A 16303-nucleotide genomic window follows, 5' to 3' on the forward strand; every position below is an offset into this window, starting at 1 on the left:
CATGATCGGCGCCGAGGGCACCGGCTTCGCCACCGCGATGAAGACCCTCGACCACACCCGCATCACCATCGCCGCCCAGGCCCTCGGCATCGCCCAGGGCGCCCTCGACTACGCCAAGGGCTACGTGCGGGAGCGCAAGCAGTTCGGCAAGCCCATCGCCGACTTCCAGGGCGTGCAGTTCATGCTCGCCGACATGGCCATGAAGCTCGAGGCCGCCCGCCAGCTCACCTACGCGGCCGCCGCCAAGTCCGAGCGGGTCGACGGCGACCTCACCTTCTTCGGCGCCGCCGCCAAGTGCTTCGCCTCCGACGTCGCCATGGAGGTCACCACCGACGCCGTCCAGCTCCTCGGCGGCTACGGCTACACCCGCGACTACCCCGTCGAGCGCATGATGCGCGACGCCAAGATCACCCAGATCTACGAGGGCACCAACCAGGTCCAGCGCATCGTCATGGCCCGCAACCTCCCGTAACCGTCTGCCACTCGCGCCTCTTGAAAGGAGACAGGCCGTGACCCTGAAGATCGCTGTCTGTGTGAAGTACGTTCCCGACGCCACCGGCGACCGCGGTTTCGCCGATGACCTCACCACCGACCGCGAGGCCGTCGACGGCCTCCTGTCGGAGCTCGACGAGTACGGCGTGGAGCAGGCGCTGCGGATCGCCGAGGAGGCGGACGACGCCGAGGTCACCGTGATCACGGTCGGCCCGGACGACGCCAAGGACGCGCTGCGCAAGGCGCTGTCGATGGGCGCCGACAAGGCCGTGCACGTCAACGACGAGGACATCCACGGCACCGACGTCATGGGCACCTCGGCGATCCTCGCCAAGGCCCTGGAGAAGACCGGCTTCGACCTGGTCGTCTGCGGCATGGCCTCGACGGACGGCACCATGGGCGTGCTGCCGGCGCTGCTCGCCGAGCGTCTGAACCTGCCCCAGGTGACGCTGCTGTCCGAGGTCTCGGTCGAGGACGGCACCGTGAAGGGCCGCCGTGACGGCGACGCCGCCAGCGAGCAGCTGGAGGCCCCGCTGCCGGCCGTGGTGTCGGTCACCGACCAGTCCGGCGAGGCGCGCTACCCCTCCTTCAAGGGGATCATGGCCGCCAAGAAGAAGCCGGTCGAGGAGCTGGACCTGGACGACCTCGGCATCGACGCCGACGAGGTCGGCCTCGGCGGCTCCTGGACCCTGGTCGAGTCGGCCGCGGCGCGCCCGGCCCGCACGCAGGGCACGATCGTTACGGACGAGGGCGACGGCGGCAAGCAGCTGGCCGTGTTCCTCGCCACCCAGAAGTTCATCTGACCCACCGTCACCACCCCTCAGGAGCAAGGAATCATGGCTGAGATCCTGGTTCTCGTGGACCACGCCGACGGTGCGGTCCGCAAGCCGGCCCTCGAACTGCTGACCCTGGCCCGCCGGATCGGCGAGCCGACGGCCGTCGTCCTCGGCGCCGGCGAGGCCGCCGCCGCCATCGCCGCGAAGGCCGGCGAGTACGGCGCGGCCACCGTGTACGTGGCGGACGGCGCCGAGTTCGCCGAGCAGCTCGTCGTGCCGAAGGTCGACGCGCTCACCCAGATCGCCAAGGACAAGGGCGTCGCCGCCGTACTGGTGACCTCCTCGGGCGAGGGCAAGGAGGTCGCGGCGCGCGTGGCGCTGCGCCTGGGCTCCGGTCTGATCACGGACGCGGTGGAGCTGGAGGCCGGTGAGAACGGCCCCGTCGCCACCCAGTCGGTGTTCGCCGCCTCGTACCAGACGAAGTCGACCGTCTCGCACGGCGTGCCGGTCATCACGGTCAAGCCGAACTCGGCGGCCCCGGAGGCGGCTCCGGCCGCGGGCGCGGTCGAGAACGTCACCGTGGCCTTCACCGGCAACGCGGCCAAGGTCGTCTCGCGCACCCCGCGGGTCTCCACCGGACGTCCGGAGCTGACCGAGTCGGCGATCGTGGTCTCGGGCGGCCGCGGTGTCGGCGCGGCCGAGGGCTTCGGGGTCGTCGAGAAGCTGGCCGACTCGCTCGGCGCCGCGGTCGGCGCCTCGCGCGCCGCGGTGGACGCGGGCTGGTACCCGCACTCCAACCAGGTCGGCCAGACCGGCAAGCAGGTCTCCCCGCAGCTGTACATCGCGGCGGGCATCTCCGGCGCGATCCAGCACCGGGCCGGCATGCAGACCTCGAAGACGATCGTCGCGGTCAACAAGGACCCCGAGGCCCCGATCTTCGACCTGGTCGACTACGGCGTGGTCGGCGACCTCTTCGAGGTCCTGCCGCAGCTGACGGACGAGATCGGCACCCGCTGATCCGAATGCCGAAGGGGCGGGTGGCACTCTGTGCCACCCGCCCCTTCCGTTCGCCCTCGGGCCGCGCTCAGAACCAGCCGTCGAGCGCGACCTCCTCGCACAGCCGGACGACCGGCCTGCGTCCCGGTCCGGAACCGTCGTGGGACAGCCGCACCCGCACCCCGGGGCGCACCGCGTGCGGCGGTCCGTCGACCCGGCAGCGCACCACGAAGCCCTCGGCCATGTGCACCGGCCAGAGGTCGGCCTGGGCGGCCGTGAAGGCCCGGCGTACGGAGATCACGCCTTCGCCCGCGCTGAGTTCGGGGTTCAGGTCCGTCGACCCGCAGGTCGGACAGAGCAGGCGCTGGAAGGTGGTGGTCTGGCACCAGCGGCAGCGCTGGAAGTAGAGCTCGGGCTCGGCGGCCGACTCGTCGGCCAGGACGGCGGTCCCGTTCCGCAGGCCCGTGGATCCGGTGTGGAACACGATGCTTCTCCTTGCACTCGGCGGCTCAACCGTGCATGGAGCAAACATATGGCACTGAGTGCCAGCAAATAAAGACCTGAGTTCCCTCAATTGACGATACTGAGATCCCCCCGTGTCCCGGGGGTCACTCAGACGTCCCCGAGGCTCGCCTCGACCTCGCGGACCACACGCCACATCGGGGTGGACCGCTTGGCGATGACCACGACCACGTCGTCGGTCTCCTGCTCCCCCGCCGCGCCGGCCGCGCCGCCCTCGGGGCTCCAGTTCTCGCGGACGAACTCCAGGGCCCGGTCGACCTCCGCCAGCGGATCACCCTCACCGCCGGAGCGCAGCCAGCGGCGCAGGCAGTGGTTGTGCGCGGCGACGACGGAGGCGGCGACGACGTTGGCCCGCAGGGTGCCGTCCCGCCGGTCGGCGAAACGCGTGCGCAGATAGTCGCCGAGGGTCTTCTCGTACCGCCAGACGACGGAGAGCTCGTACGTCCGCAGACCGGTCACCTCGCGGGTGAGGCGGTAGCGCTGGACGGAGAAGGTGGGGTTCTCGGCGTACATCCGCATGACGAGCCGGGTGGCCTCGCAGACCCGGGCCAGCGGGTCGTCGCCGTCCTCGCTCGCGGCGAGGAACGCGGTCATGTCGGCGAGGCTCTGCTCGTGGTCGGGGAAGACCACGTCCTCCTTGGACGGGAAGTACCGGAAGAAGGACCTCCGGCCGACCCCGGCCGTGCGGACGATGTCGTCGATCGTCGTCTGCTCGTAGCCGCGCTCCAGGAAGAGCTGGAAGGCCGCCGCGACGAGGGAGTCACGCATCGAGGGCTTGGCGGGGTGGGTACTCATGTCCCGAACCTAGCACTCGGATCCCTCACACGGCGGCACTTGGTGCCATTCTCCAGGTCAGCGGGCTGCCATGCGCAGGGCACCGTCCATCCGGATGGTCTCACCGTTCAGGTAGTCGTGCTCGGCGATCATCGTGACGAGGCGGGCGTACTCCTCGGGACGGGCCAGCCGCTGCGGGAAGGTGACGCTCGCGGCGAGCCCGGCCCGGACGTCGTCGCTGAAGCCGGCCATCATCGGGGTGTCGACGATGCCGGGCGCGACGGTCACGACCCGGATGCCGAACTGCGCGAGGTCACGGGCGGCGGTGACGGTCATCCCGGCGACGCCGGCCTTGGAGGCCGCGTACGCGATCTGGCCGACCTGTCCCTCGAAAGCGGCGATGGAGGCGGTGTTGACGACGAGCCCGCGCTGGCCGTGCGCGTCGGGCTCCTGCCGGGCGATGACCTCGGCGGCGAGCCGCATCACGTTGAAGGTGCCGACCAGGTTGACGTCGAGGACCGCGCGGAACAGGGCCAGATCGTGCGGGCCCTTCCGGCCGAGCACCCGCGCGGAGGGCGCGATGCCGGCGCAGTTCACGGCGAGCCGCAGCTCGGCGCCGTCCTCCTCGATCCGCGCGAGCGCGGCCCGCACCTGCTCCTCGTCGGTGACGTCGGCGCCGATCAGGGTGACGCCGTCCGTGGGGGCCCCGGCGCCCGCGACGGCCTTGTCCAGGTCGAGGCCGTAGACGGTGGCCCCCTTCGCGGCGAGCGCGGCGGCGGTGGCGGCGCCGAGCCCGGAGGCGGCACCGGTGACGAGCGCGGCGGAACCTGCGATGTCCATGAAACTCCTCGTACGAGATTGCCTTCGACTGAACTGTCTGCTGTGCCCGGCCGGCCGAACCGTCCGTTGCCACCGGTCTTCCGGCCGGTTCCTCCGACCGGTCTACCGGGTGTCGAGCTCCCTGCTCATGAACAGGGCCGTCTCCCCCTCGCTCGCGGTGCCCCGGTAGAAGGTGGTGTCGAGCCCGCACAGCTCGAAGCCCATGCGCCGGTAGGCCCGGATCGCGGGCGCGTTCACGTTCGTCACCTCGAGCCAGGCGGTACGCGCCCCGGCCCGGCGTCCGTAGGCGCAGGCCCGCTCCATGAGCGCGGCGCCGATGCCGCGGCCCCGGTGGGCGGGCGCCACCGCGATCTGGTGGACGACGAGGCGGCTGTGCCACTCCTCGATCCCGCAGGCGACGAAGCCGCACACCTCGTCCCCGGCGACGGCGACCTCGACGTGCGAGCCGCCGGGGCCCTCGCCGTCCCCCGCGCCGCCCGTCCCCTCCCCGGCGTCCTCGAAGTCCTCGGCGTCCTCGGGGTCCTCGGGGAAGACCTTCACGAGCGGCGGCTCGACGCCCCGCTCCCGCAGGGCGAACCCGCTGTCGTCCGCGACGACCTCGTAGATCCGGTCCGTCGTGAAGGAGTCGTCGATCGCCTCCACCGCCTCGCGGTCGGCGGGCGCCGCCGACCGGTAGCCGATCGGCGGCGCGGACGCCTCCCTGAGGCTCCTGGCGCTACTTCCACTCATAGACCTTCGCCGTGGCCTTTCCGCTCTCGTCCGTCTCGAACTCGAAAACGCCGGCGATCGTGTTGAGCCGGCTGAACGCGGCAGCGGCGGTCTCCCAGAAGAGGGCGCCGCGCCAGTGCACCGTGCCGGCCTCGTCGATGCGGCCGACGCCGGAGCCGTGCCAGGTGATCGTGTCGCCTCCCTGGGTCATGACGACGCCCTGGCCCTCTCCGAAGAGCGTGCCGTCGGGGCGCATCACCGACTCGTACGTGCCCATGTCCCTCACCCCGGTACCCAGGAGGGTGCCGGTCGCCTGGAAGGACGCCTCCAGGACCGGGTGGCCGCCGTCGGTGGACAGCACCCGCATTCCGGTGGTCTCGCCCTGTTCCTCGCCGATCAGGTCGCCGAGCATGATGGGGCTCCTCTCCGAACGTGACGGATCGGGTCCCCTCCTTCCGGACTACGCCCGAAGGCACGGCCGGGCAACCGGAGCCCTCAGGCGGTGAGCTGGCGGCTGATGACGAGGCGCTGGATCTGGTTGGTGCCCTCGAAGATCTGCATGATCTTGGCCTCGCGCATGTAGCGCTCGACCGGGAAGTCGCGCGTGTAGCCGTAGCCGCCGAGGACCTGGACGGCGTCCGTGGTGACCTTCATCGCCGTGTCGGTGGCGATGAGCTTGGCCGCGCTGGCCTGCCGGCTGAAGGGCCGGCCGAGGTCGCGGCGGCGGGCCGCGTCCAGGTAGGTGGCGCGGGCCGCGTCGACGGCGGCGGCCATGTCGGCGAGCAGGAAGCCGAGGCCCTGGTGGTCGATGATCTTCCGGCCGAAGGTGCTGCGCTCGTTGGCGTACGCGACGGCGGAGCTCAGGGCGGCCTGGGCGAGGCCGGTCGCGCAGGCGGCGATGCCGAGGCGCCCGGAGTCGAGGGCACTGAAGGCGATCTGCAGGCCCTGGCCCTCGTCGCCGATGCGACGGTCGGCCTCGATCAGGGCGCCGTCCCAGTGGGCGGAGGTGGTGGGGACGGCCTGGAGGCCCATCTTGCGCTCGGGCTTCCCGAAGCCGAGGCCCTCGGTGGCGCCGGGGGCGAGGAAGCAGGAGATGCCGTGGCTGCCGGGCGCGGTGCGGGCGAAGAGGGCGTAGAAGCCGGCCTTGCCACCGTGGGTGATCCACGCCTTGTTGCCGGTGATGCGGTAGGCGCTGCGGCCCTCGCCGTCGGTGGTCGGCTCGGCCTTGCAGGCGAGGGCCGCGGCGTCGGAGCCGGCCTGCGGCTCCGAGAGGCTGTAGCCGCCGATGAGCCTGCCCTCCAGCATCTCGGGCAGCCAGCGCTCCTTCTGCTCGGCGGTGCCGAAGGAGTGCAGCGGGTGGCAGGCGAGGGTGTGGACGCTGGTGGCGACGGCGACGGCGGCCCAGCGCGCGGCGAGCTCTTCGAGGGCCTGGAGGTACACCTCGTAGGGCTGGCCTCCGCCGCCGAACTCCTCGGGGTACGGAAGGCCGAGCAGACCGGCCTCGCCGAGGGTCGCGAACAGGCCTTCCGGATAGGTCTCGGCAGCCTCGTGCTCGTCGGCGCGAGGCGCGAGCTCCTTGTCGGCGATCTCCCGCGTGAGAGCGATGAGATCCGCTGCCTCGGAGGTGGGAAGCAGGCGGTCGACATCCATGGCGACTCCATCACGACGCGTACGGTGCTGCGAAACGGTACTGCGAGGGGTACGGCAGTACCGGTTAGCGTAGCGCAGAAGGGTGCTTCCGTAACCCCCCGAAAGAGTCACCCGGCATACTGTTCGGGTGATCGAGACCTCCGCCGTCGGCGCCCCCAAACTCACCGGCCGGGGTGCCGCCCGGCGCTCCGAGCTCTTCGAGGAGCTGGTGGCGCTGTTGGTCGGCGAGGGCTTCGCCCGGCTGACCCTCGACGACCTCGCCGCCCGGCTGCACTGCTCCAAGCGGACCCTCTACGGCCTCGCGGGAAGCAAGGAACAGCTGGTGCGGGCCGCCGTCGTGCACTTCTTCCGGCGCGCCACCGTGCGGGTCGAGGCGGTGCTCGCCGCGGCGACCGGCCCGGCCGAGCGCCTCGCCGCCTATCTGCGCGCGGTGTCCGCCGAACTCGCCCCGGTGTCCCCGCAGTTCTTCGACGACGTGGCCGCCTTCGAGCCCGCCGCCGAGGTCTACGAGCGCAATACGCGGGCCGCCGCCGGGCGGGTGCAGCAGCTGATCGAGGAGGGCGTGACGGCCGGGGTCTTCCGCGAGGTCCACGTGACCTTCGCGGCGGACGTGATCGCCTCGGTCATGGTCCGCATCCAGCGGCGGCAGGTGGCCGCCGCGACCGGGCTCGCCGACGCAGCGGCGTACGAGCAGCTCTCGGAGCTGCTGCTGCACGGCCTCCGCAAGGGCTGACGCAGGGGTCGGGTGCTCTCCCCTGTGGGCCGAGCCGCAAGCCCGGCGAGATCCGAAAGAGACGGCTAACCGGGCGTGGCGGTGAAGGCGCGCCGGTAGGAGCGGGGCGGGACGCCGCGGCGGCGGACGAACTGCTCGCGCAGGACGGCCGCGCTCGCGTAGCCCACCCGGTGGGCGATCTCCTCGACCGGAAGGTCGGTGGTCTCCAGGAGCTCCTCGGCCCTGCTCAGCCGCAGCTCGCGCAGCCAGGCGTGCGGAGTGCTGCCGGTCGCGGCGGTGAAGCGGCGGGCGAAGGTGCGCCGGCTCATCATGGCGCGGCGCGCGAGCTCGGTGATCGGCAGCGGCTCGTGCAGGTGCGCGCGGGCCCAGCCGAGGACCTCGGTGAGCCGTTCGTCCTGGCCGTCGGCGGGGACGGGCGCGGCCAGGTACTGGGCCTGCCCGCCGTCGCGGTGCGCGGGCAGCACCATGTCGCGGGAGACGCCGTTGGCCCGTGCCGCGCCGTACTCGCGCCGGAGCAGGTGCAGGCACAGGTCGAAGCCCGCGGCGGCGCCGGCGCCGGTGACGACGTCGCCCTCGTCGACGTAGAGGGCGTCGGCCTCCACGGTGACCGAGGGATGGCGCTCGGCGAGGAGTCCGGCGAACCGCCAGTGGGTGGTCGCCCGGAGCCCGTCGAGCAGTCCGGCGGCGGCGAGCGCGAAGGTGCCGACGCAGTGGGCCGCGACGACCGCGCCGCGCTCGTGCGCCGCCCGCAGCGCCTCGACCACGGCCGGGCCGGGCGGGGTCCGGAACCCGGCCCCGGGCAGGGCCATGACGAGATCGGCCTCGGCGAGCCGGTCGAGGCCGTGACCGACGGACAGCGGCACACCGCAGTCGGTCGGCACCGGGCCCGGTTCCTCGGCGCACAGGGCGAGGTCGAAGCCGGGCAGCGCCGGTCCGTGGGGGCCGAAGACCTCGGTGACGACACCGACGGCGAGCATGCCGACGCCCGGCGGGGCGTACGCGGCGACAGTCCTGAAGGGCGGCACGGCCGCAGTCTCGCACACCGTGGCACGAATCCTGCGATCGTAGGCACCCGTGCCACTCGTGCGCGGCCCCCACGATCCGCAGGATGGAGGGCATGACAGACGCACCGCTCGGCCGCAGCGCCGTGTACAAGGTCCTGACCACCGGTTACGTGGGCTCCACCGGCCCCGGCGTGGCCGCCACCGTCTCCTACGTCTCCGACGCCGGACGGCACGTGATCTTCGACCCCGGCATGGTCGCGAGCCCCGACCGCATCCTCGCCCCGCTCGCCGAACTGGGCCTCGGCCCCGCCGACATCACCGACGTGGTGCTCAGCCACCACCACCCGGACAACACCATGAACGTGGGCCTCTTCCCCGCGGCCCGGGTGCACGACCACAAGGTGGAGTACCGGGGCGACCGGTGGAGCAACCGGGACGCGGAGGGCTACGAGCTCACTCCGTCGCTGCGCCTGATCCGCACCCCGGGCCACAGCCCCGAGGACATCACGCTGCTCGCGGGCACGGACACGGGCGTGGTGGCCTTCGCCGGCGACCTGTGGTGGCACGCGGAGGGCCCGGCGGACGACCCGGTCGCCCCGGACCGCGAGCTGCTGCGCGCCTCCCGGCTGCGCGTGCTGGCCGCGGCGGACCTGATCGTGCCCGGCCACGGCGCCCCGTTCGAGGGCGGCGAGGACACCCCGCTCTGAGAGCCCTCTCGGCGCCGCCCCGGGCCGTGTGCGGAACGTGACGCCGTCCGCCCTGAGGGCAGTGCTCACGGCGTCCGCCGCGTGCGCCCGCACGGCGGCGGGTCGCCCTCGTACCGGACGCACTCCGACGATCCCGACCACGCCGCGAGCGTGCGGGCCGGGCGTCGCGGCCCAGGCGCGACCTCACGGACACGCCCTCGGACCAGCGCACCGACCCCCCTGACCTCACGGCCCTCAGGTCAGCGCGCCGACCACTCTGACCTCACGGCCCCCTCAGCTCAGCGCGCCGACCACCCAGTCGAGGACGGGTGCCAGGGGTTCCGGCGCCGGCCAGCCGTTGATCCGGGCGAGCAGCTCCAGGTGGCGTTGGCGGCGGGGGTCGTTCAGGGTCTTCAGGCGCGCGAGCAGCTCGGCGCGGCGCTCGGCTCCGCCGTACAGCGCGAGCAGGTCCCGCACCACCGGCGCGGCCTCGGGCGAACGAGGCGGGATGCCGGCGGCGAGGGCAGGGGTCACGAGGCCGCGGATCCGTGCGACCAGGTGCGGGCGCGGCGGCCCGGCGGGCTCGCGCTCGGCCACGTACTCCTCGGCCAGCCGCCGCAGCAGCGCGCGGAAGTCCGGGTCGCCGGCCAGCTCGGCCCATTCCAGCCAGGCCAGGAGCTGGTCCCGGGTGGGGTCGGCGGGCGGTTCGGGGGTCATGCTGCGGACGACGCCCGCGAGTTCGGGGGCGTCACCGAGCGCGGAGTCGAGGAAGTCCTCGACGAGGCGCGTGCGTTCGGCACCGGTGAGGCCGGCGAGCCGGTGCAGCAGGGCCGTCTGCTCGGCGTCGCACCCGCGCCGGACGACCTCGGTCAGCACCGCGTGCCGCCGGCGCTGCAGGCGGATGCTCACCTCCAGGGCCTCGGCGTGCGCGGCGGCCACCTCCGCGAGGGTGGACTCGCGGTCGAGCACCTTGCGGATGGTGGCCAGGTCGAGGCCGAGCTCGCGCAGGGTGCGGACGAGGTCGAGGCGGGCGGCGGCGTCGGCGTCGTAGAGCCGGTAGCCGGCGCCGGTCCGGGCGGCCGGTGCGACCAGGCCGGACTCGGACCAGGCGCGGATCGTCTTGACCGAGAGGCCGGTGCGCAGGGCGAGTTCGCCGATGGGGAGGAGCGTGTCCATGGCCCCACTGTGGCGTCTCCCCCGGGGGGAGACTCAAGCGCGGGCGGGTCGGGCGACGGAGCCGATCCGGCCGGCCGGTGCGCGGGTGCCGTCGTGGTGGATCGGGATCCGGGCGCCCGTCAGGGAGACGCCGCTGCCGCCGCGGCGGTCGGCGACGATCTCCGCGCCGATGGACAGCGCGGTCTCCTCGGGCGTGCGGCCGCCGAGGTCGAGTCCGATCGGGGAGCGCAGCCGGGCGAGTTCGCGTGCGGTGACACCGGCCTCGCGCAGACGCCGGTTGCGGTCCTCGTGGGTGCGGCGGGAGCCCATCGCGCCGATGTAGGCGACGGGAAGCCGGAGGGCGGCCCGGATCAGGGGGACGTCGAACCTGACGTCGTGCGTGAGGACGCAGAGCACGGTCCGGTGGTCGACCTCCGTCGACTCCAGGTAGCGGTGGGGCCACTCGACGACGATCTCGTCGGCTTCGGGGAAGCGGACCCGCGTGGCGAAGACGGGGCGGGCGTCGCACACGGTGACGTGGTAGCCGAGGAACTTGCCGACCCGGACCAGGGCGGAGGCGAAGTCGACGGCGCCGAAGACGATCATGCGCGGGGCGGGGACGGAGGACTCCACGAGGAGGGTGAGCGGCTGTCCGCAGCGGCTGCCTTCCTCGCCGATCTCCACGGTGCCGGTACGGCCCGCGTCCAGCAGCGCCCGCGCCTCGGCGGCGGCGGTGCGGTCCAGCTCGGGGTGGCCGCCGAGGCCGCCCTCGTACGACCCGTCGGGGCGGACCAGGATCGCCCGGCCGAGGAGGTCCCCGGGGCCGGAGACGACGCGGGCCAGGGCCGCGGCCTCGCCGGAGACGACCGCGGCCAGGGCGGCGGGGTAGACCCCGCCGCGTACCGGGGTGACGAGGATGTCGATGGTGCCGCCGCAGGTCAGGCCGACCGCGAAGGCGTCCTCGTCGCTGTAGCCGAAGCTCTCCAGGACGGTCCCGCCGTCCTGGAGGGATTCCCGGCACAGTTCGTAGACGGCGCCCTCCACACAGCCCCCGGAGACGGAGCCGATCACCGTGCCCTCGCCGTCGACGGCGAGGGCGGCTCCCGGTTGCCGGGGAGCGCTGCCGCCGACCGTCACGACCGTGGCGACGGCGAACTCCCGTCCCTGCTGGACCCACCGGTGCAGCTCGTCGGCGATGTCCAGCAACGCGTACTCCTCGGGAAGGGGTGTGGAGGGAGACGCTACCCCGCGTCCGGGCCCGTCACCCGACGCCCAGCCAGCTCTCGATGGGGTGGATGGCGAAGTAGATGACGAACACGCCGGTCAGCGCCCACATGAAGCCGCCGACCTCCCTCGCCTTGCCCTGCGCGAGCTTGATCACCACGTAGGAGATCACACCCGCCGCGACACCGGTGGTGATGGTGTAGGTGAAGGGCATCAGGACCACGGTCAGGAACACCGGGATCGCCACGGAGCGGTCGCTCCAGTCGACGTGCTTGGCGTTCTGCATCATCATCGAGCCGATGACGACCAGGGCGGCGGCGGCGACCTCCTGCGGCACGATCGCCGTCAGCGGCGTGAAGAAGAGGCACAGGGCGAAGAAGCCGCCGGTGACCACGGAGGCCAGACCGGTGCGGGCGCCCTCACCGACGCCGGTGGCGGACTCGACGAAGACCGTCTGACCGGAGGCACCGCCCGCGCCACCGAGGACGCCGCCGGCACCGTCGATGAACAGGGCCTTGGACAGGCCGGGCATGCGGCCCTGCTCGTCCGCGAGCTTGGCCTCGGTGCCGACGCCCAGGATGGTCGCCATGGCGTCGAAGAAGCCGGCCAGCACCAGGGTGAAGACGATCATCGTGATCGTGATGTAGCCGACGTCTCCCCATCCGCTGAAGGACACGTGCCCGATCAAGGAGAAGTCCGGTGCGGAGACCGCGCTGCCGTCCAGCTCCGGCGGGCCGGAGAACCAGGCCTTGCCCGGGATGTCCGCCACCGCGTTCAGGACGACCGCGACGAGGGTGCCGACGACGATGCCGATGAGGATGGCGCCGGGGACGTTGCGGGCCTGCAGGGCGAAGATCAGCAGCAGGGTGACCGCGAAGATCAGGACGGGCCAGCCTTCGAGCTCACCGGCCGGGCCGAGCGAGACGGGACCGCCGCCGGGGGCGGGGTTCTCGTGCACGAAGCCGGCCTTCACGAAGCCGATGATCGCGATGAAGAGACCGATGCCGATGGTGATCGCGTGCTTGAGCGCGAGGGGGATCGCGTTCATGATCATCTCGCGTAGGCCGGTGACGACCAGGAGACAGATCACGGCGCCGTACGCCACCGACATGCCCATCGCCTGCGGCCAGGTCATGACCGGGACGACCTGGGAGGCCATCACGCCGGAGACGCTGAGGCCAGCGGCGAGGGCCAGCGGGACCTTGCCCCAGAAGCCCATCAGGAGGGTCGTGGCGGCGGCGCAGAGCGCCGTCGCGGTGATCAGCGCGGGCTGGCTGAGGACGTTGCCGTCCACATCCTTGCCGGAGAGGATCAGGGGGTTGAGCAGGAGAATGTACGCCATCGCCATGAAGGTGGTGACGCCGCCGCGGATCTCCGTCGCGACGGTGGATCCTCTCTCCGAGATGTGAAAGTACCGGTCGAGCCAAGACCTGCCGGCCGGGTTGCGGGAACCGTTGCCCGCATCCTCCGACGTGGTCTTGGGCTCCACTGACGACTGGGTCATGGGGCCTACTCCCAAGGTTCAAAGGGGCACCCGCGTGAATCACTGGGGACTGCGGGATTTGGGATTTCCAGTTGGCTGCACGACCCGGGGGACGGCCCGAGACGAACGGGTGAATCGGTGCTGCGGTACTGCGGTCTCCCCGTGAGGGGGAGCCCCGGACGGGGCGGCGGGAGGGAAGTGTGACGTTCCTGGGAGGCACGCACCGTCCGGAGGGTCTGGCGAGGTGAAGGAGAGCGGTCGGTGGCCCAGGATCTCTTCACGTGCTGTTAACGCGGTGTTGTGTGGCCTAGTACACAAGCCCGGCTCGCCCGTGTGCAGCCACCGAACACATGAAGGAGTTGGCTGGCGACCGCCACCGTCTTGTAGATTCGAACGAAGAGCGCGGAAACAGTCACCTCACTGTTCCCCCGTGGAAACGGCGGCACCACGCCACCGACCACATCGCGACACCCACCCACCACCACGAGAAGGAACGGCGGCGACATCATGCGGCTGCGCGCATTGCTGGAGAACGACGCGCTGGGGCTGCGCCTGCTCGGCGGCGACGACGAGCTGGACCGGACCGTGCGTGGCGTGATGACGACGGACCTCAAGGACCCCAGTCGCTACCTTTCCGGGGGCGAGCTGGTCCTCACCGGCCTCGCCTGGCTCCACGAGCCGGCCGACGCCGAACCCTTCGTGCGCATCCTCACGGGCGCCGGAGTGGCCGCCCTGGCGGTCGGTGAGGCGGAACTCGGCGACATCCCCGGCGATCTCGTGGAGGCGTGTTCTCGCCACCGTCTGCCGCTGTTCGCGGTGAACGAATCCGTTGCTTTCGCGACGATCACCGAACACGTTGTTCGACAGGTCTCCGGCGAGCGGGCGGGCGACCTGGCGGCGGTGGTCGACCGGCACCGGCGCCTGATGACCTCCGGCCCGGCCGGCGGCGGCCCCGAGGTCGTCCTCGACCTGCTCGGCTCCGACCTGGACCTCCGGGCCTGGGTGCTCTCCCCCACCGGCCGCCAGATCGCGGGCGCCGGGGAGTCCCTCGACGCGTCGCTCGCCGCCACCCTCGCGGGCGAACACCTGGCCGCCACCCGTACCGGCCGGCGCGGCCCGCACCGGCTGACCGCGAGCGGAAGCACCTACTCGCTCTTCCCGATCCGCAACACCGGCCGCGGCGCCACGCCCGCGTCGCGCGACGTGCGCGAGACCGTGCTCTCCGACTGGCTGCTCGCCGTCGAGGCCGACGCCGGCGACTGGCCGGCCGCCCGCCTCGACCTGCTGCAGGGCGTCACCCAGCTGATCGCCGTCGAGCGGGACCGTAGGGACGCGGCCCGGACGGTACGCCGCCGGCTCGCCCAGGAGGTCCTGGAGCTGGTCCAGACGGGCGCCGCGCCCGCCGAGATCGCCGCCCGTCTGCGCGTCGCGGCCCCGGTGCTGCTGCCCGGCCTGGGCACCGCCCCGCACTGGCAGGTCGTGGTCGCGCGCGTCGAGTGGGACCAGGAGGCCGGCCAGAACCAGATCGACAGCGGGCCGGTCGCCCAGGCCCTCCTGGAGGAGATCCTGGTCGACCCCGCGGCCTCCGGCGCCGAGTCCGCCGACCGGATCGCCGTCGCCCACAGCGGCGACGAGGCCATCGCGCTGGTGCCGCTGGCCGCCGCGCCGCTGCCGGACAGCGAGGACGAGCTGCCCCCCGTGGCGGTCGGCCTGCACGCCGACGCGCTGCTCGCCGCCGTCCGCGCCCCGCTGTCCGCCGGGCTCTCCGACGACGGCCGGCTCACCCTGGGCGTCAGCGCCGCCGTGCACTCCGCGGAGGGCCTCCGCGGCGCCCTGGAGGAGGCCCGGCACGCCCGCCGGGTCGCCGCCGCCCGTCCGGGCCGGGTCTGCGCCGCCGGGCACCACGAACTGGCCTCGCACGTCCTGCTGCTGCCCTTCGTCCCGGACGACGTCCGCCGGGCCTTCACGGCCCGCCTGCTCGACCCGCTGCGCGACTACGACCGCCGGCACCGGGCGGAGCTCATCCCGACCCTGGAGGCCTTCCTGGACTGCGACGGCTCCTGGACCCGCTGCGCGACCCGGCTCCACCTGCACGTGAACACGCTGCGCTACCGGGTGGGCCGCATCGAGCAGCTCACGGGCCGGGACCTGTCCCGCCTGGAGGACAAGCTCGACTTCTTCCTGGCCCTGCGGATGAGCTGACCTCCCGGTTCATCTCTTCGGGTGATCGCGGGAACTGACGGGGCGGCAGGCGACTGCCGCCCCGTTGCGGCGTCAGGCCCGGTCCCGGACGCCCCTCCCCTTGTGAATTCTTTCACCCGACCCCTTGGCCCCCGCCCCGCGCCCGTGCTGAGATGCCGTCCTACTCACAGCTCGATGGCGTGCTCGGGGAGGGCAATGTGGCGTACGGCCGGGAAACCCCACTGGAGACCGCGGTCTGGAGACTTCGCTCCCGCGGCTGCTGGACGGACGCCGCCGAACTCCTCACCCCCCGAGCGGCCGAGCCGGCCGCGGCCCTGGAACGGGCGGCCCTGCTGATCGAACGCTGCCTGTACACCGAGCAGGGCTGGGCCGAGGCGGAGGAGGCCCTGCGGGCGGCGGAGGCGGTGGCCAGGACCGACGAGGAGCGCGGGGCGGCCGCGTGCGAGCGCGGCTACCTCGCGTACGCGTCCACCCTGCTGGCCGTACGGGACCGGGCGGACGAGGCGAGGGCCGCGCTGGGCCGCGCGGCGGCGCTCATCGGCCCGGAGACGCCGGGCCGGGCCGTGCTGGACTTCCGGCGCGGCCTGATCGCGCAGAACCTGGGCGACTCGCCCCAGGCGGCCCGCGCCGCCTACCGCCGCGCCCACGCGGCGGCCACCGCCCACGACGACGCCCTGCTGCTGTCGTTCACCTGGCGACACCTGGCCGGACTCGCCCTGCGCGAGGGCGAGTTGGCGGAGGCGCGACACGGATTCGCCGAATCCCTGCGCATCCGCGAGGAGTTGGGCTACCTGGTGGGCACGGCCCCGGCCCTGGCGTCACTCGCCGAAGCGGAGACCGAACCGGAGGCGGGCCGCCTCCGCGCCGAGGCCACCCGCCTCTTCCGTCTGCTGGGTGGCGTCCCGACCTGGCTGGCGGGCCAGCTGACACCACGTCCGGCGATCTGAGGGGGCTCCGTCCGGCGGAGCCGGCGTGCGGGCCGGGCGCGCCGGGCCGGGGGGCGTTCGCCGGGCCGGGCGCCGACCGGGCGTTCGCCGGGTGGCCCGCGGGAAGGCTGC

At 73.0% G+C, this 16303-nt stretch carries 17 protein-coding genes; 7 read left to right on the forward strand and 10 right to left on the reverse strand.

Going from position 1 to position 16303, the window contains the following annotated elements:
- The 3 genes from ACIRQF_RS28375 to ACIRQF_RS28385 all read left to right on the forward strand — a co-directional run.
- On the forward strand, positions 1 to 472 hold a 472-nt coding region (locus tag ACIRQF_RS28375), incomplete at its 5' end, for an acyl-CoA dehydrogenase family protein (RefSeq protein ID WP_404096138.1).
- A 37-nt stretch (positions 473 to 509) separates the two neighbouring features.
- A complete protein-coding gene (locus ACIRQF_RS28380; RefSeq protein ID WP_376629166.1) occupies positions 510 to 1295 on the forward strand; it encodes an electron transfer flavoprotein subunit beta/FixA family protein in 786 nt (261 codons plus the stop codon).
- Positions 1296 to 1328: 33 nt separating this feature from the next.
- The gene (locus ACIRQF_RS28385) at positions 1329 to 2285 is read left to right on the forward strand and encodes an electron transfer flavoprotein subunit alpha/FixB family protein (RefSeq protein WP_376629164.1); all 957 of its coding nucleotides are present in this window, start codon (positions 1329 to 1331) and stop codon (positions 2283 to 2285) included.
- 67 nt (positions 2286 to 2352) lie between these two features.
- Here ACIRQF_RS28385 and ACIRQF_RS28390 read toward each other — a convergent pair whose 3' ends face one another.
- From ACIRQF_RS28390 to ACIRQF_RS28415, 6 genes are all read right to left on the reverse strand, one after another.
- Positions 2353 to 2748 carry a Zn-ribbon domain-containing OB-fold protein gene (locus tag ACIRQF_RS28390; RefSeq protein ID WP_376629162.1) on the reverse strand — a complete coding sequence of 132 codons (396 nt, stop codon included), beginning with the start codon at positions 2746 to 2748 and terminating at the stop codon, positions 2353 to 2355.
- Positions 2749 to 2876: 128 nt separating this feature from the next.
- The gene (locus ACIRQF_RS28395; protein WP_382481305.1) at positions 2877 to 3581 is read right to left on the reverse strand and encodes a TetR family transcriptional regulator; all 705 of its coding nucleotides are present in this window, start codon (positions 3579 to 3581) and stop codon (positions 2877 to 2879) included.
- 57 nt (positions 3582 to 3638) lie between these two features.
- Positions 3639 to 4400, reverse strand: coding sequence for an SDR family NAD(P)-dependent oxidoreductase (locus tag ACIRQF_RS28400; protein ID WP_382481308.1), 762 nt, complete (start codon positions 4398 to 4400; stop codon positions 3639 to 3641).
- Positions 4401 to 4502: 102 nt separating this feature from the next.
- On the reverse strand, positions 4503 to 5129 hold the full coding sequence (locus ACIRQF_RS28405; RefSeq protein WP_404096144.1) for a GNAT family N-acetyltransferase: 627 nt from the start codon (positions 5127 to 5129) through the stop codon (positions 4503 to 4505).
- Positions 5116 to 5520, reverse strand: coding sequence for a hypothetical protein (locus ACIRQF_RS28410; protein WP_376629154.1), 405 nt, complete (start codon positions 5518 to 5520; stop codon positions 5116 to 5118). The genes ACIRQF_RS28405 and ACIRQF_RS28410 overlap by 14 nt, the downstream gene beginning before the upstream one ends.
- Positions 5521 to 5603: 83 nt before the next feature.
- A complete protein-coding gene (locus tag ACIRQF_RS28415) occupies positions 5604 to 6758 on the reverse strand; it encodes an acyl-CoA dehydrogenase family protein (protein WP_376629152.1) in 1155 nt (384 codons plus the stop codon).
- Between the two features lie 127 nt (positions 6759 to 6885).
- Here ACIRQF_RS28415 and ACIRQF_RS28420 point away from each other — a divergent pair, with 127 nt between their 5' ends.
- Positions 6886 to 7491: a TetR/AcrR family transcriptional regulator gene (locus ACIRQF_RS28420; RefSeq protein ID WP_376629150.1), complete on the forward strand. Its 606-nt coding sequence runs from the start codon at positions 6886 to 6888 to the stop codon at positions 7489 to 7491.
- 65 nt (positions 7492 to 7556) lie between these two features.
- Here the strand turns inward: ACIRQF_RS28420 and ACIRQF_RS28425 are convergent, their stop codons facing one another.
- Positions 7557 to 8468, reverse strand: a complete 912-nt coding sequence (locus ACIRQF_RS28425) for a GlxA family transcriptional regulator (protein ID WP_404096654.1) — start codon at positions 8466 to 8468, stop codon at positions 7557 to 7559.
- Between the two features lie 140 nt (positions 8469 to 8608).
- Between ACIRQF_RS28425 and ACIRQF_RS28430 the strand changes: the two genes are divergently transcribed.
- A complete protein-coding gene (locus tag ACIRQF_RS28430) occupies positions 8609 to 9202 on the forward strand; it encodes an MBL fold metallo-hydrolase (RefSeq protein ID WP_376629142.1) in 594 nt (197 codons plus the stop codon).
- 273 nt (positions 9203 to 9475) lie between these two features.
- Here the strand turns inward: ACIRQF_RS28430 and ACIRQF_RS28435 are convergent, their stop codons facing one another.
- The 3 genes from ACIRQF_RS28435 to ACIRQF_RS28445 are packed head-to-tail and all read right to left on the reverse strand — an operon-like array spanning position 9476 to position 13064.
- Complete coding sequence (locus ACIRQF_RS28435) at positions 9476 to 10357, reverse strand: MerR family transcriptional regulator (RefSeq protein WP_404096148.1); 882 nt, start codon at positions 10355 to 10357, stop codon at positions 9476 to 9478.
- A 33-nt stretch (positions 10358 to 10390) separates the two neighbouring features.
- Positions 10391 to 11542 carry an XdhC family protein gene (locus ACIRQF_RS28440; RefSeq protein WP_404096151.1) on the reverse strand — a complete coding sequence of 384 codons (1152 nt, stop codon included), beginning with the start codon at positions 11540 to 11542 and terminating at the stop codon, positions 10391 to 10393.
- A 55-nt stretch (positions 11543 to 11597) separates the two neighbouring features.
- Positions 11598 to 13064, reverse strand: a complete 1467-nt coding sequence (locus ACIRQF_RS28445) for an NCS2 family permease (protein ID WP_376629136.1) — start codon at positions 13062 to 13064, stop codon at positions 11598 to 11600.
- Positions 13065 to 13550: 486 nt separating this feature from the next.
- Here ACIRQF_RS28445 and ACIRQF_RS28450 point away from each other — a divergent pair, with 486 nt between their 5' ends.
- Complete coding sequence (locus tag ACIRQF_RS28450; protein WP_404096154.1) at positions 13551 to 15245, forward strand: PucR family transcriptional regulator; 1695 nt, start codon at positions 13551 to 13553, stop codon at positions 15243 to 15245.
- Positions 15246 to 15424: 179 nt separating this feature from the next.
- Positions 15425 to 16192 (forward strand): hypothetical protein, encoded by a 768-nt coding sequence (locus ACIRQF_RS28455; protein WP_376629187.1) that lies wholly within the window; start codon positions 15425 to 15427, stop codon positions 16190 to 16192.
- Positions 16193 to 16303 lie beyond the last annotated feature (111 nt).

The sequence above is a fragment of the Streptomyces sp. NPDC101191 genome (assembly GCF_044767915.1).
Taxonomy (GTDB): Bacteria; Actinomycetota; Actinomycetes; order Streptomycetales; family Streptomycetaceae; genus Streptomyces.